Consider the following 13,478-nt stretch of genomic DNA (forward strand, 5'->3'; position numbering starts at 1 on the left):
GCGTCCGTCCAGCCTCATACCGAAACTGGCAAACAAGACAAATAAATTAGCCAACTCAACTAGATTTCTTCATCTTCTTCAGCATCACTTTCTGCATCTGCTTCTTCTTGCCTGCGCTTACGCATCATCTGCACTCCCATCCCAATCAATCCTGGTAACAGAGCAGGGGTAGGAATTCTGTTGTCTGGGGTGGGAGTTGGAGTTCCAGTTGGCGGGGGCAATGGTGGCTCCTCACTCAGCGGCGATGGCGATGGCGTTGGCGTGGCCGAAGGCATCGATATCGGGGGCGGCGGGGGCGGTGTGACTGAGGGGGTCGGGGTCGGTGGCGTTGGTGGTGATGGCGTTGGTGGTGATGGCGTTGGCGTGACCGAGGGTGTCGGTGTCGGCATCAGTGGACGACGTGCTACACGACCACTACCGCCCGAAGTCCACCCAAGGATCATCACCAGAAGCCAGCTAACGAGTGCAATAATTTCAGCGGTTCCCATGACGTTGTGATTGAGTTTAGTTTCTAGATGAAATTGACGAAAACTGATGCACTGTTCGAGGCGATAACCAGATCTCTGCAAAGCTGATTATGAGGCGCTTAGCAGTTTTTGCCGGATTGGAGAGCAGCAAACTCCCTAGTTGGAATTTGGAAAACAGAGTTGCCATCTATTAGGAAGGATTAGACATGGGGCGATCGCCATCATCTCACCGTCATCCAGTACAAGTTTCTGGCGACAAACCCCTGCCTTTTGCGTACTAGCTTTCTGCATACTAAAAGCCTTCAAAAGCCATGTCGTAGGTTCAGCAATTTCCAGATTCCGGTTCACAGGTAGTGTCCCTCGGAAGGATAGAACCAACTGGAACATAACTAGTGCCAATAGCTTAGAGCTAATTTGTAAAGGAGCCTGAAAGCCTTGTTAATCAAGGATTTCCGAGAAACCGCTTTTCCTGGGCAAGCATGACCTCAAAGCCACACATGCCAAGAGTTTCAGGCTTCTTAAGATTTGCTTCATAAATTAGCTCTTAGAGCCAACGAAGCCATTTTCAGGTATTTAGCATTAGACGCTGCCGTTGAGCCTTTCCATTTCATCCTTACCGGAGAATTCACGGTGGCCCGGTGATTTTACTAGGCTTTACCGGGAAAATACTGAAACAGGGCAACTTGTTAAAGAACTATTAAAAGCGTCCGACTAAAGCATCCTACTTATCGGACAGGTGATTAGGGGTTTATGGCCTCTACCAGTGGCCCTGTCAACCCAAGCGTCAGCAGAGCGTTGCAAGCTTGCAACAAACCTCCTATCGGCGCAGCCAGGGAATGTCGTGATTCCACGGAATGCGGCGGACGATGAAGCGACAGAGAACGGCGTGGGTGGTTACGTCGTCATCGACCTGGCGCTCCTGCTCCACCAGCAGCAGCAACAGCCGCAGCGAAAACTCTAGCTTGCCGTCATCGGGCAGTCCCCGCGCTGCACCTAGGTCTACCAGCGGCGCAGCCACCTGCAAAATGCCCTCCGGAGTCCGCTTCAGCATGTCTTCTGCTACAATCCGTTCGCTGAGCGATTTGCCTGGTGCAATGACGCTGAACACCTGCGGACGAGAGAGATCGAGATTCATGCTGGGCGTAATTCGGATGACCCGGCGCGATCGCCCTTGAAAATTGGTCAGCGAACTGCGATCCCAATCCACATAAATCGGCGCTGGAGATCCATTGCTAATGCTGAGTGCCAAATCGGTAATTGGCTCAAACCCATAGCGCGGCTTCAGCCCCACATTAATATTGACCTTGCCCTGCAAATCGGCGCGGGTCAGTTCTTCCTTCAAGCCATCTCGGTCAAGCTGCACCGTCGCCCAGTCTTCCATCTCGCCCAGCGCCTGCCGCGCCACATACACCAGCGTCAGCGCATACACCACAATAATCAGCAAATCTAAACCCACCATGAGCGATGCGCCTTATCAAGAGGCCGTATCGAGATCCTGAATCAAACCATTCAAATTTCTGAAGGCTAGTCAAACAAAACCGAATCCTTGCAAACAGTTCAGGCTCTCAAAACAATGTAAAAAGAGAGTAACATTATCAGAGATTCGGCTTGTCGAGTCCTGATGTTTCACTAAGCTTCACCGGGCTGCGCTAGCAGGGCCGCATCCTAGTGTTGCACTTAAGCTAATCAAGTGGCAGGTGACTTCGTGTTTGTTCTCAGTGGCTACGAATACCTTCTAGGATTCCTCATTGTCTGTGGCATCGTTCCGTTTTTAGCGCTAGGGTTGTCTTGGGTGCTGCGTCCCAGCAAACGAGCTGGCGTGGAGCGGCGCACCACCTATGAGTCCGGCATGGAGCCAATCGGCGGAGCCTGGATTCAGTTCAACATCCGCTACTACATGTTTTCGCTGGTGTTCGTCATTTTTGACGTGGAAACGGTGTTTCTCTACCCTTGGGCGGTCGCCTTTAACCAGCTAGGGCTGCTGGCCTTTGTCGAAGCACTGATTTTCATTGCAATCCTGGTTGTCGGTCTTGTATATGCGTGGCGGAAAGGAGCACTGGAATGGTCATGAATCCTGGCACAACGGAACCTAAGAACTTGCTAGAAGGTCTACAGAACCCCATCGGTCGCCCAGAGGTTACGAAGGATCTTTCGGAAAACGTGATCCTGACCACAGTCGATGATTTGCACAACTGGGCGCGGCTGTCGAGCCTCTGGCCGCTGCTCTATGGAACGGCTTGCTGCTTTATTGAGTTTGCGGCGCTGATTGGCTCCCGGTTTGACTTTGACCGCTTTGGTCTGCTGCCGCGATCCAGTCCGCGCCAGGCCGACCTAATCATCACTGCTGGCACTATCACTATGAAGATGGCTCCAGCGCTGGTGCGGCTTTATGAGCAGATGCCCGATCCGAAGTATGTGATCGCGATGGGGGCCTGTACAATTACGGGCGGCATGTTCAGCATGGACTCGCCAACGGCAGTGCGCGGCGTAGACAAGCTAATTCCCGTGGATGTCTACATTCCTGGCTGCCCGCCGCGTCCCGAAGCAATTATCGATGCCATCATCAAGCTGCGGAAGAAAATTTCTAGCGAGGCGCTGGCAGAACGGGGCGAAGTGGCGCAAACCCACCGCTATTACACTATTTCCCACGGCATGAAGGAAGTATCGCCGATTCTGACTGGGAAGTATCTGGAGGCAGACACACGCAAGGCTCCGCCGAAGGAGCTGGCCGAAGCGTTTGGAATGCCTATGTCGCCCGCGTTAGAAGCTGAAAAGGAGGCTGTGGATCGTGGCTGAAGAGACAACCCCTACTCCCCAGGAAACCCCTGAAGCTGCGCCGATTGTCGAAGTTGGCAAGGTGTCTAAGTGGCTCGCTGAGAACGGCTTTGAGCATGAAGCCCTGGAGCTGGATCATCTGGGTGTAGAAGTGCTGAAGGTGGATCGGGAGTTTCTAATTCCCTTTGCAACGGCGCTCTACGCCTATGGGTTCAACTGTTTGCAGTGTCAGGCGGCCTACGACGCGGGGCCAGGCGAAGACTTGGTGAGTACCTATCACCTAATCAAGATTGCCGATAACGTCGATCGCCCGGAAGAGGTGCGCGTGAAGGTGTTTGTGCCGCGTGAAGACCCGCGAGTGCCTTCGGTCTATTGGATCTGGAAGGGGGCCGACTGGCAGGAGCGTGAGAGCTACGATATGTATGGCATTGTCTATGAAGGGCATCCTAACCCGAAGCGGATCTTGATGCCGGAAGATTGGGTCGGTTTCCCTTTGCGGAAGGACTACATTTCGCCCGACTTCTTTGAATTGCAAGACGCTTACTAACGTATTGAGCAAACGGTATTGGGCAAATTTGTCCGAATATTCCAGAATATTCCGCCAGAATATTCCAAATGTAATGACTGGTTGTGTCACGCCTGGGGGCTTTTTGCTCTTGGGCGTTTTGCTGTTTGGTATGGCAGTTGCCTAGTAGGGTATTTGGGTTAGTGGGGGATTTGGGGCGATCGCCCCGACAAAAACCCGATAAAAAGTTGATTCATCTGGGAAGTGCCGTGCTAGACTTGCGGGCAAAAATCGACATCTAGCAGGCGATCGCCCTTTGTCCGCTATCTGTAGTGCGATCGCCCATCCTTCCCCTCACTTCTGCAAGCTTATGACGGCATCGTTTTTTTCTCTGTGGTATAGGTCAGATCTGCGCGCTAGGCGTTTAGCAGGGGGGGTGCCTTGGGTGCGGCTGGTGCTGGGGGCGATCGCCCTGGGTAGCAGTGTCGGCATTGCAGCGCCCGTCAGTGCAGGCCCGGCCGAGCCGGGATCTACGAGTTTCATAGCGCAGCCCCAGCGCATGGCACAGCGCACGGTACAGCGCGTCGTAGATGGGCTGCCGCCGCCGCCGGATGCTGGAGTGGGAACATTCTATCCGCAGCCGGGAGCCGCCGTGGGGTCAGACGGGCGCGGGACAAGCACGGCCCAATTTTCAGGCCAGCAGTACGTGGTTATCGTAAATGGCAACAGTCCGCTGCTGCTGTCTCAGGTGCAGCAAGTTGCCCCCGGCGCTGGACTCCAGTCCTATCAGGGGCAGCAGGTGATTCAGGCGGGTGTGTTTGGAGAGGAGTGGACGGCATCGCAGCAGGTGCAGGCACTAGCCGCGCAGGGGATTACTGCACAGGTTGTAGCCGTGTCGGGCGGCGTGGCTCCGGTGCAGACGATCTATCCCGACGCAGCCCAAGCCTCGCTTGACCCGCTGCCACCCGCGCCGCCCGTCGAGGTTCCTTTTGGGCAGTATCCAGCGCTGGAGCCACAGCCCGCCCCAGCCTATGACTATGGAACTGCCGACCGGAGTCGGGGCTACTACGTGCTGATTCCTGGTACGTCTGGCAGTCTGTCCCGCGTGAGCGAGCAAGTGCGGCTGCTGAGCGAGGGCTTTCCAGTGGCGGGGCGCGTGCAAGAGCGCGATCGCCCCCACGGCCCCCATGTGCTGGTGGGCCCCTTTTCGGGACGCAGCGCCGCCGAGCGATGGAATCGCTATTTCCGCGACTTTGGGCTAAATGCGCGGGTGCATTACGAGCGATAATCGATCCTTGTGCTTAAACCGTCGCTTAAGCCATTAGGCCTAAGCCATTACACCTGAACCATTACACCTGAGCCATTACGCCTGAGCTGTCAGGTTGAACCGCTGAAGCTGGGCCTCTAGCGCCTGGGGCAGCAGCTTTCGCAGTTCGGTCTTGTTGCGAAAGGGCAGGCGGCTGTTGCTGGGCAGGTCGAAGGGAAACTGGCCGGGCACGTCCGAGCGCTCCATCTGCGCCAGCAAGATTTGCTCCGATCGCTTGCTCTGGAGGGCATAGCCAATTTCAACGCAAACCTTGGGGTCGGGAATCAGTTGTGGCGGCGTGCCGTCTAGATGCAGAATTGGCGTGCCGTCGGCAATAAACAGCAGCGACTTGCGAATCTTCCGCATTAGGCTGCTGCTGAGGCGGGCGGGGCCATCCGTCAGGCGGTGCGACTCCTCCAGGGTAAGGGAAATGCGCGATCGCCCGTTGAACTTTTCAATAAAGGTTTGCAACTCCTCGCGCAGCAGGTCGCTAGATTCATCGAACTGCGTCTGATAGCACAGGAAAATAGTCGGATCAAGCTGCGACAGCGAATCCTGCTTGACGAAATACATTTCGTGGCTGATCAGGTCAATATTGGCGATCGCATAGCCGCCGCTGCCCTCGATGTAAAACTCTACCGTGTCACCATCCAGATAGCGCTGAAACCACTCCGTTTCCCGCACCTCGGCACTGTCGTCGAGAAAGTCGGCCCGCAGCGCCGACTTGAGCAAGCTATTCTTGCTGAGGCGGAGGTCATGGGGGCGCTTTTCCACCTCGCGAATTGGCTCGTATTCTCGCAAATACCAGGCTTTTAGAGCAATGATAGCCATAGGTGAGTCTCTCGCAGGCGAGGATGGAATGAGTCTAGATTACAGGCGATCGCCGCACAGTCAAACCGGAGGATATCTTTGCTTCGGCGGCCTAGCATCTCCTCCAGTAATGTAGAACAATTGTACTATATTTCGGGTGTCGGTTGCGCTCTCTTTGCCCCGATGCGTGACAAACGGAGTCGCTTGTTAAGCTTACGTCAGGTTATAGACCGCTGAACCCTAAAATTTGGGACGTTCCCACCCAGACCCGCGAGTTTCCGCATGAAAAACCCTTTTTCTCAGGCATTTCAGCTTTTATTTCTAGCCGTCCTGAAATGGCAAAAAGACAACTGCCTGGATATGGGCGCGACGCTCTCTTACCACGCGCTATTTTCCCTGTTTCCGCTGCTGTTGCTATCGCTCAGCCTGTTGGGGTCGCTGCTCGGTCGCAATGCCGAACTCTACACCAGCCTGCAAACCCTGTTGCAGGAGGCGCTGCCCCCAGAAGCCTACCGCATTGTCGAGAGTTCGATCCTGGTGCCAGGACAAGACAGCCTCAGCATTGGGCTATTGGGTCTGGTGTTCTTGCTGGTTGCCGCCAGCAACTTTTTCTATTCCCTCGATCGCGCGTTTGATAAAATTTGGGGCGTTGCGTTTCAGCCTGAACCCGACCAAAGCCCCTGGAAAATCCTGCGGGTGATGCTGCGTAAAAAAGCGTTTTCTGTGATGCTGGTGATTGCGACTGCGCCGCTGCTGTTTGTGTCGCTGGTTTCCGATTTATTAGTCCAAACTGGACTGGAGCTTTTAGAAAAAACGGGCGGCACGAGCGCTTTTCTAGAGCCGTTGGGGATTGATTCGGTAGAGATTGTCTGGGCGCTTCAGGCGCTCTTTTCGTTTCTAATCCTGGCGCTGATCATTATGATTCTGTTTCGGATTTTGCCCTCTACCAATGTCACTTGGGGGGATGTTTGGCTGGGGGCATTGCTCACCGCAGGAATGCTGCTCTTGCTGCAATATTTGGTGCATAACAGCGTGCTGTCGCTGGGCGATCGCTTTCGATCCTATGGAGTCGTGGGCCGGGTCATGGTGCTAATGTTTTGGATTTATCTCACCAGCCAGGTCTTCTTTTTAGGCGGCGAGCTGACCTATGTGTATGCCCAGCTTTTTGGCAGTCGGCGCAACGCAGGCCCACAGCCAGAGCCATCGCTAGAATGATAGAAAAATAATAAGTAGATAGACCAGATTAAAAAACAGATCCTGAACCCTGCGCCGCCCGCGCAGCAGGCGGCGCAGGGTCTTTGGGTTTTATATTCATTAATGTCCACCTACTTAGAAAGCTAGAGAAAAATACTTTAAAATCCAACAGCACCCAGCCTCTCTACCGTTTATTTTCCCTTTTTCACAGCCACTTCGTAGAGCCTCACAGACATCAAAACTGAACGGTTTATTCGACTGGTTCAACTAATTGGTTCAACTAATTGACTCAATCAATTCATTCAAGTTCGGTCGATGTGATTACACTCCCTGTGTTGCCAGATGGGAAAATCTCAGTTCTTGAGTTGGGTGCTGTTGGGTTGGACGAGACAGATTGTAATAAACAGCGCTTTTACCTCTGTAGTAAACGTGTGAACTTGGCTGTTAATCTGCCAGGGAAGCCAGCAGATGAAGCACTCTTAAAAGTCAGATCACCTATTAGCTTCAAGATTAAGAATAGACGATCTACAGATGAAATCAAGTTGATGAAATCAAAGTTTACCTGCGGCGCTTTTGTGTAAACTTTGAGCCAGTTTCCTAACGTTTGGTAACGATAGCGGGTTGAAATCACAGAAACAGGCAGGCGGTTCAAGCAAGCGATCAAATCATCAAACAAATCATCAAACATCCGACTTGATCCGGCGAATCGGTAAGTTCGCGATTAGCGCTGTCGCCCGCTGGTTGTTTTCCAGCATAAATTCTGTCCCCTCCTGATCGATCTCCACATAGCGCGACACCACTTCCAAGATTTCCTGGCGCATCTTTTCGATCGTGGCTGGCGGCAGATCCGTGCGATCGTGAGCCAGCACTAGTTGGAGGCGCTGCTTTACCGTTTCGCGGCTAGACACTTCGGGCTGGCGGGGGAAGAGACGGTCGAGGAGTTCGCTGAGCATAGGGCAGGGCTAACTGGGGAGAATGGTGAGGAGAGAAACCCCCGTGCTAAGAGGGTCGGCACTGGCTAGCGCGAAGGGCTACGGAACATGCGGCGGATGCGAGAGAGCAGGTCATCATGGCTGGCGGTGAAGTCCAGAAAAGGCACCTTTTCACCTTCTAGGCGGCGAGCGATATTGTCAAACGCTAACCCCGCCAGCGAGAGCTTTTGCGATAGCACCAGCGGTTCGCCTTTATTCGTCGAGACAATCACGCGCTCGTCGTCTGGAACTACGCCCAGTAGGGGAATTGCCAGAATTTCCTGGACATCGCTAACCGACATCATCAGGTCATCTTGCACCATTGAGGGTCGGAGGCGGTTGACGATGAGGTGCTGTTTTCGCACGTCGTTGGCCTCTAGCAGCCCCACGACTCGGTCGGCATCGCGCACGGCGGAGATTTCAGGCGTGGTGACGATCAGCGCTTCCTGGGCAGCGGCGATCGCATTTTGAAAGCCCATCTCAATGCCTGCGGGGCTATCCACCAGGATGAAGTCAAACTGCTCCTTCATCGTTTCGATGAGCTGCTTCATCTGATCTGGATTCACCGCGTCTTTGGTGCGGTTTTGGGCTGCGGGCAGCAGGGCCAGATTGGGCTGTCGCTTGTCTTTAATTAGCGCCTGATCTAGCCGACATTCGCCCGCGATAACCTCCATCGCCGTGTAGACGATGCGATTTTCTAGCCCCAGCAGCAGGTCTAAGTTTCGGAGTCCAAAGTCTGCATCAATCACCACGACCCGCCGCCCCCGCTTGGCCAGCGCCATGCCCAGGTTCGCAGTCGTCGTGGTTTTGCCAACACCGCCCTTGCCCGATGTGACGACAATAATCCGAGTCATGAAAATCGCCCCTAATGCTCCTAAAGCTGTTTGAGTAAACCCTGAACGAATGAAACCTTGCGGAGATGAAACCGAAACTCTGGTCGATGCAATTTAGCAGTGCGATCTAGCAGTGTAATCTAGCAGCCGCCCTGACAGGAGGAATTTTTTGCACAAAACCCTGAATCCTGGATTCTGTTAGGCATCGGGCGCTAACAGCCGCAGCTTGGAAAAATCTGCCGAGCGAGTAATGCGAATCCCTTCCGAGGCCACGTAGGCCACTTCCGGATAAAACTGTTCGGGTGGTTTTTCGGGGGCGCGGGCAAGCTGCTCGCCGATGCGGAGTTGGGTTGGCTCTAGCCGCAGCGCCATGATCAGACAGCGGGGATTGCCCGATGCGCCCGCGTGGGCCACGCCGCGTAGCGTCCCCCACACCACAATATCGCCATCGGCGACGATCGAGCCGCCGGGGTTGACATCGCCTAGCACGACTACGGTGCCTGGGTGCCGGATTTCCATACCCGAACGCACCGTCGTTTCGACGTAGAGCGGCTCTGCCAGCGCTTGGCCGGTGGCTTCGGCGGGGGCGTTGAGATGGGCAACGGGCGTGTGTTGTTCCACCGAGAACCCGACCGTCGCTGCTGCCACCGCAGTTTGCCGACGGCTGGTGTAGACCCGCTTTAGGCAAAGCTGCTCTTGGGCCAGGGCTTCGTCGATGGACTGGAGTTGGCGCACATCCAGGAGGCGATCGCGCGCGATGAGATGCACGGAGGTATTCGGCTGCCAAAAGCGATCGCCCGCGCTGAGACGCTGCTTAAGCTGCTGCCAGAGGTCGCCCCAGCTTACGGCAAACTCGCTCTCGCCTTCTGGCGGCAGCATCAGCAGCAGGCGGCCGCCTTCACTCTTGAAGCGGACCTGCGAATTGGGATGGGCGGCATCGGCGGGGGGCTGGGGCAGAGCCGACACCGTAGACACGGGGGAGGAGTCAGAAGTCATGAACCCAAAGGATGACGATTATGCAACAGGGCGAAATAACTATCCATATTAGTCGCGGGAGCGAGATTCGGAAAATGTTTTTCGCAGGATGGGGTAGCGCACTCGATATCTAAGCCGCAGAGTCTTCCTAAGTTGCAGAGTCTACCTAAGTCGCAGAGTCTACAGATTGCAGACGCACAGATGGCAAACTCGTAGATGGCAAACTCACAGATGCAGATTCACAGGTTGCAAACTCGTAGATGGCAAACTCACAGATGCAGATTCACAGGTTGCAGACTTGTAGGTGGCAAACTCACAGATGCAGATTCATAGGTTGCAGACTCGTAGGTGGCAAACTCACAGGTTGCAGGGTCTACAGATTGCAGACTCACCGCAGCTAAGGTCGCCGACTGCCCAGCGCCGCCCAGTCTTTTAGCGTCGCCGGAGTCCATAGCCAGTTCTTTGCTAGCGCCGTTTGATCGAAGCTGGCTGGATTGCTCAGCATTACCATCTGATAGTATGCGGCAGACCGTTTCAGTAGCTCGGTTGCACCCTGAGAAAACCTGGGATCGAGGGCTGCCTGTTGCAAGGCCAGCGCCACGCCAGCGTAGGCGGTCAGCGCTTCGGGATTGGTGACAGACTGAATCGGCGGCGGACAGTTGAGGGCGGCGCGGTCGTCTGCTGCGTCCACCGAGTCGGGAATCGGCTGTGCCAGCATCAGCGCCGCCGCCCGACACCAGACTCGCGCCGCGTCTACAGACTCACCCTTGGCATAGTGGGCAAAGCCCAGCGCATTCCAGTAGGCGGCGGCATCGGGCCGTCCTTCGGCCGCCAGTTTCCAAAACCGCTGTACGTCGTCCACGCTGTAGATATTTCCCTCCTGCTGCTGCCATTGCCATCCCAGTCGCCCCATCAAAAACATCAGTTCGGGATAGCTGGCATTGCGCCATTCGGAGGGCACTGCGTCGAGGGCGACTTTGGCATCCAGCAGCGCATTTTGATCCAGCAGTTGGGCGATCGCCTTTTCCGCTTCGGGCAGATTTTCGCGCTTCAGGTTCAAGATAGCCGCGCCCGCAAGCTGGCTGGTTTCAGTCGTGCCAACGGGCATCGGCGGCACGCTGGGCGTATAGGCGCTGTCCATCGGCGGCAGCAAATCAGCAGGTGATGGCTCGCGGCGGAGCAGTCCCATCGTGTAATGAAACGAGGAGAGGGCGATCGCCATTGCGCCTGCACCCGCCAGCGGCAGCAGGATGTGCTGCTTTTGCAGTCGGCCAGGTTTGCGGGCGGGATGGGCTGCCCGGCTGTCCCGCAGCGCCGGAATGCGGTCGGCCGTGGGAATCGTGTCTACAGGCGTAATCGCTCTGTGAGAATCCTGGGGTGTAGCCGTCTGCTGGTGGGAATCTAGCTGGGAATCCTGCGGTGGCGCAGCCGCTTCTGAAGAGTCCGGTGAGGTAGCAGGCGCATGGCTAGCCAGCCACCGATAGGTCGCCGCTGGAGACACGGGCGCATCCACCGGGCGGGCATCCTGAGTCGCGTCGGTGGCCACGTTCATCAGGTCAACGGGGCGGGGGGTTAGCTGCTGCAACAGGTCTGCGGCATTGGCGGCACTCGCCGTTTCGGTCTGCTGGGGAGCGGGGGCAGAAGACAGACTGAGGGAGGTTGGGGCGGTGCTGTGGTCTGACGGATTTGCGTGCTGTGCCAGCAGCCGACCCAGATAGCCGCCAGGAAGTTCCACGGGCGATTCCCCTAAAGATTGCTTCGCGAATTGCCCCGCTGCTGCTGGTTGATCCGCCGTACCCAGTCCCTCTGCTGGAGCAGATGGCTCTTGGTCATACCGTCCGAGGGTAAATAAGCCAGCACCCGGATGATGAATCGGCCACTGGGCGAGTCTGGACTCTGCCGCCTCGTCTACCCGTTCGCTGCTGGTGGGCTGCACTTCTACCAGGCTGCCACTGCTGGCAAAGTCAAAATCAAACGGGTTTTCGGTGGCGACGGGCGCATCGAAATGAAACGGATTGTCGAATTCCAGCCCTGGCGAGGCCCAGTCGTGATCGAGCAGCACCGCCCGCGAAATGAGTTCAAAATCCTCATCAGTCTCCAAATCTAGTTCCAAATCTGGCTCTAGCAGTCTCGACGGCGACAGCACCAAAGATGGCTCCTCCCCGGCCAGCAGCGGCAGGTCATAGGAGGGGGGAAACTGCTGCAACCGATCGGCGGGATTGATATGGTGGCGATTCCCGCAGGGATCGCTTCGCGAATCGCCCGACACCAGGTATCCGTCAAACGCAGGATGTAGGTACAGCACGGGCAGCGCCCAATACAGTTGATTGGACGTGTAGGACGAGATTAGTCCCTGCCGCGCCCGACTGAGGCTGAGGTCGATGGGGAAGCCCCGCCGCAGGTTGCGATAAAACAGGCGGGTCAGCGTCAGCGCTACGTCGTCGGGAATCTTTTCGGCCATCGCCAGCACAGCGGGAATGCCCCGGCTGACCAGCGCTTCGGCCAGGTTACGCGTGTCTTGGGCAGGCTGGGCTTCGGCAGACGATCCAGCAGCGGGAACGGCGGTGTGTGCGCCCCGGCAGGAGTTGAACACCACCAGGCGAATGTCGTTATTCACCAGTAGCCCGGCCAGATCGTCGCCGCTGAGGGTTTCTGTGAGTCCTGTGCGCGAGTTGACTAGGTACAGGTTGCCGCCGGATGCGCCCAGATTGCTGTGGCCTGCGTAGTGCAAGATATGGAAATGTCCCTGCTCTAGGGCGTGGGTCAGTTCTTCGCGGCCGGGCTGCTCCAGCACAGTCAGTTCTAGCTGGGGATGCGTGCCCAGTCCTTCCAAACCTGGCCCGGCGGGTCGCCGCAGTTCTTCTTGCAAATGCATGGCTTCGCGCATTAGCTCTAGCCGCTCCTGATCGGTGGGCGTGGCGACCACCATGAGGATGCGGACGGGCTGCGTGGGGCTGAGGGGACGGAGCGATCGCCCCCCCATGACCTGGATGCCCGTTTGAAAGCGCGAGAACACGACATCGGTTCCCGTGGCGATGGGATAGCGCAGATTGCCCAAACTGTCGCGATCGCCCCCGTTCATCACCTCCCACGGCAGCCGGGGCAGGCGCGACCCCTTCAGCCCCAGCCGCAGCCGCAGCATTTCGCCTTGGTGTTGGGCAATGCCCCGTGCAATCATCCAGCTATTCCGCAGCGTTCCCTGAAACAGCGCGTGATACAGCGTTTCGCCCAGTTCTGTGAGGCTGACGGGCAGCTCGTTCTCATACTCAGATCGACGCGGCAGCTCAAACCCACCCACTCGATAAAATCCGTGCCCCCGCAGCAGCCCCAGCAGCGGGTCATCCATCAACTGCCGCGCCAGCGCCAGCCATTCTTCTACTGTCCAGCGGAGTTGCTCCTCCGCCAACGGCACACCCGGCGCAACCCGCTCGGTTCGCACCAGATACTCGTCATTGCCCACAGGGGTTACGGAAAGATGAAACTCCTGAGTCACGGCTGTAGCGCTTCCCTAATGTGTGATGGATAGGGGCTTTCCATCTGATGTGGGGCGATCGCTAGCCAAAGTCCCAGAAGCCAGGAGACTCGTGTTATCCACACCTAGGGCGAACGCACCCGCAAAAAAGCCCATCGCGAGATAGCTCG

At 56.4% G+C, this 13,478-nt stretch carries 14 protein-coding genes; 6 read left to right on the forward strand and 8 right to left on the reverse strand.

All coding sequences use genetic code 11. The annotated features are described in order from the left end of the window. Positions 1-59: 59 nt before the first annotated feature. On the reverse strand, positions 60-275 hold the full coding sequence (locus JTM80_RS23595) for a PTPA-CTERM sorting domain-containing protein (RefSeq protein WP_225906858.1): 216 nt from the start codon (positions 273-275) through the stop codon (positions 60-62). On the opposite strand from JTM80_RS23595, the gene JTM80_RS12820 reads away from it, so the two are divergent. Next, positions 190-498 (forward strand): hypothetical protein, encoded by a 309-nt coding sequence (locus tag JTM80_RS12820; protein ID WP_205369549.1) that lies wholly within the window; start codon positions 190-192, stop codon positions 496-498. The genes JTM80_RS23595 and JTM80_RS12820 overlap by 86 nt on opposite strands. 786 nt (positions 499-1,284) lie before the next feature. On the opposite strand, the gene JTM80_RS12825 is transcribed toward JTM80_RS12820, so the two are convergent. After that, the gene (locus JTM80_RS12825) at positions 1,285-1,926 is read right to left on the reverse strand and encodes a hypothetical protein (RefSeq protein ID WP_172356044.1); all 642 of its coding nucleotides are present in this window, start codon (positions 1,924-1,926) and stop codon (positions 1,285-1,287) included. A 246-nt stretch (positions 1,927-2,172) separates the two neighbouring features. Here JTM80_RS12825 and ndhC point away from each other — a divergent pair, with 246 nt between their 5' ends. From ndhC to JTM80_RS12845, 4 genes are all read left to right on the forward strand, one after another. Beyond that, the gene (gene ndhC / locus JTM80_RS12830; protein ID WP_172358922.1) at positions 2,173-2,538 is read left to right on the forward strand and encodes a photosynthetic/respiratory NAD(P)H-quinone oxidoreductase subunit C; all 366 of its coding nucleotides are present in this window, start codon (positions 2,173-2,175) and stop codon (positions 2,536-2,538) included. Beyond that, a complete protein-coding gene (locus JTM80_RS12835; RefSeq protein WP_228721760.1) occupies positions 2,535-3,263 on the forward strand; it encodes an NADH dehydrogenase subunit K in 729 nt (242 codons plus the stop codon). The genes ndhC and JTM80_RS12835 overlap by 4 nt, the downstream gene beginning before the upstream one ends. Beyond that, complete coding sequence (locus JTM80_RS12840; RefSeq protein ID WP_172356040.1) at positions 3,256-3,789, forward strand: NAD(P)H-quinone oxidoreductase subunit J; 534 nt, start codon at positions 3,256-3,258, stop codon at positions 3,787-3,789. Before JTM80_RS12835 ends, JTM80_RS12840 begins: the two co-directional genes overlap by 8 nt. 394 nt (positions 3,790-4,183) lie before the next feature. Further along, complete coding sequence (locus tag JTM80_RS12845) at positions 4,184-5,035, forward strand: SPOR domain-containing protein (RefSeq protein WP_205369550.1); 852 nt, start codon at positions 4,184-4,186, stop codon at positions 5,033-5,035. A 75-nt stretch (positions 5,036-5,110) separates the two neighbouring features. On the opposite strand, the gene JTM80_RS12850 is transcribed toward JTM80_RS12845, so the two are convergent. Then, positions 5,111-5,884 (reverse strand): hypothetical protein, encoded by a 774-nt coding sequence (locus JTM80_RS12850; protein ID WP_205369551.1) that lies wholly within the window; start codon positions 5,882-5,884, stop codon positions 5,111-5,113. A 261-nt stretch (positions 5,885-6,145) separates the two neighbouring features. On the opposite strand from JTM80_RS12850, the gene JTM80_RS12855 reads away from it, so the two are divergent. Continuing rightward, entirely contained in the window at positions 6,146-7,078 is a 933-nt protein-coding gene (locus JTM80_RS12855) for a YihY/virulence factor BrkB family protein (RefSeq protein WP_205369552.1), read from the forward strand. A 391-nt stretch (positions 7,079-7,469) separates the two neighbouring features. Here JTM80_RS12855 and JTM80_RS12860 read toward each other — a convergent pair whose 3' ends face one another. From JTM80_RS12860 to JTM80_RS12880, 5 genes are all read right to left on the reverse strand, one after another. Then, entirely contained in the window at positions 7,470-7,745 is a 276-nt protein-coding gene (locus JTM80_RS12860; protein WP_172356032.1) for a hypothetical protein, read from the reverse strand. After that, entirely contained in the window at positions 7,738-8,010 is a 273-nt protein-coding gene (minE, locus tag JTM80_RS12865; protein WP_068513308.1) for a cell division topological specificity factor MinE, read from the reverse strand. Before minE ends, JTM80_RS12860 begins: the two co-directional genes overlap by 8 nt. 65 nt (positions 8,011-8,075) lie before the next feature. Continuing rightward, positions 8,076-8,882: a septum site-determining protein MinD gene (gene minD, locus JTM80_RS12870; RefSeq protein ID WP_172356030.1), complete on the reverse strand. Its 807-nt coding sequence runs from the start codon at positions 8,880-8,882 to the stop codon at positions 8,076-8,078. A gap of 177 nt (positions 8,883-9,059) precedes the next feature. Then, positions 9,060-9,857, reverse strand: a complete 798-nt coding sequence (minC, locus tag JTM80_RS12875; protein WP_172356028.1) for a septum site-determining protein MinC — start codon at positions 9,855-9,857, stop codon at positions 9,060-9,062. A gap of 376 nt (positions 9,858-10,233) precedes the next feature. Further along, entirely contained in the window at positions 10,234-13,329 is a 3,096-nt protein-coding gene (locus JTM80_RS12880) for a CHAT domain-containing protein (protein WP_205369553.1), read from the reverse strand. Between the last annotated feature and the right edge of the window lie 149 nt (positions 13,330-13,478).

This window comes from Thermoleptolyngbya sp. PKUAC-SCTB121, assembly GCF_016919485.1.
GTDB classification, from domain to species: domain Bacteria; phylum Cyanobacteriota; class Cyanobacteriia; order Elainellales; family Elainellaceae; genus Thermoleptolyngbya; species Thermoleptolyngbya sichuanensis.

Coding starts and splice junctions, on each gene's coding strand:
- JTM80_RS23595 (WP_225906858.1), bottom strand. CDS start 275: ATGCCTTCGGCCACGCCAACGCCATCGCCATCGCCGCTGAGTGAGGAG.
- JTM80_RS12825 (WP_172356044.1), bottom strand. CDS start 1,926: ATGGTGGGTTTAGATTTGCTGATTATTGTGGTGTATGCGCTGACGCTG.
- JTM80_RS12835 (WP_228721760.1), top strand. CDS start 2,535: ATGAATCCTGGCACAACGGAACCTAAGAACTTGCTAGAAGGTCTACAG.
- JTM80_RS12850 (WP_205369551.1), bottom strand. CDS start 5,884: ATGGCTATCATTGCTCTAAAAGCCTGGTATTTGCGAGAATACGAGCCA.
- JTM80_RS12855 (WP_205369552.1), top strand. CDS start 6,146: ATGAAAAACCCTTTTTCTCAGGCATTTCAGCTTTTATTTCTAGCCGTC.
- JTM80_RS12860 (WP_172356032.1), bottom strand. CDS start 7,745: ATGTTTGATGATTTGTTTGATGATTTGATCGCTTGCTTGAACCGCCTG.
- minE (WP_068513308.1), bottom strand. CDS start 8,010: ATGCTCAGCGAACTCCTCGACCGTCTCTTCCCCCGCCAGCCCGAAGTG.
- minD (WP_172356030.1), bottom strand. CDS start 8,882: ATGACTCGGATTATTGTCGTCACATCGGGCAAGGGCGGTGTTGGCAAA.
- minC (WP_172356028.1), bottom strand. CDS start 9,857: ATGACTTCTGACTCCTCCCCCGTGTCTACGGTGTCGGCTCTGCCCCAG.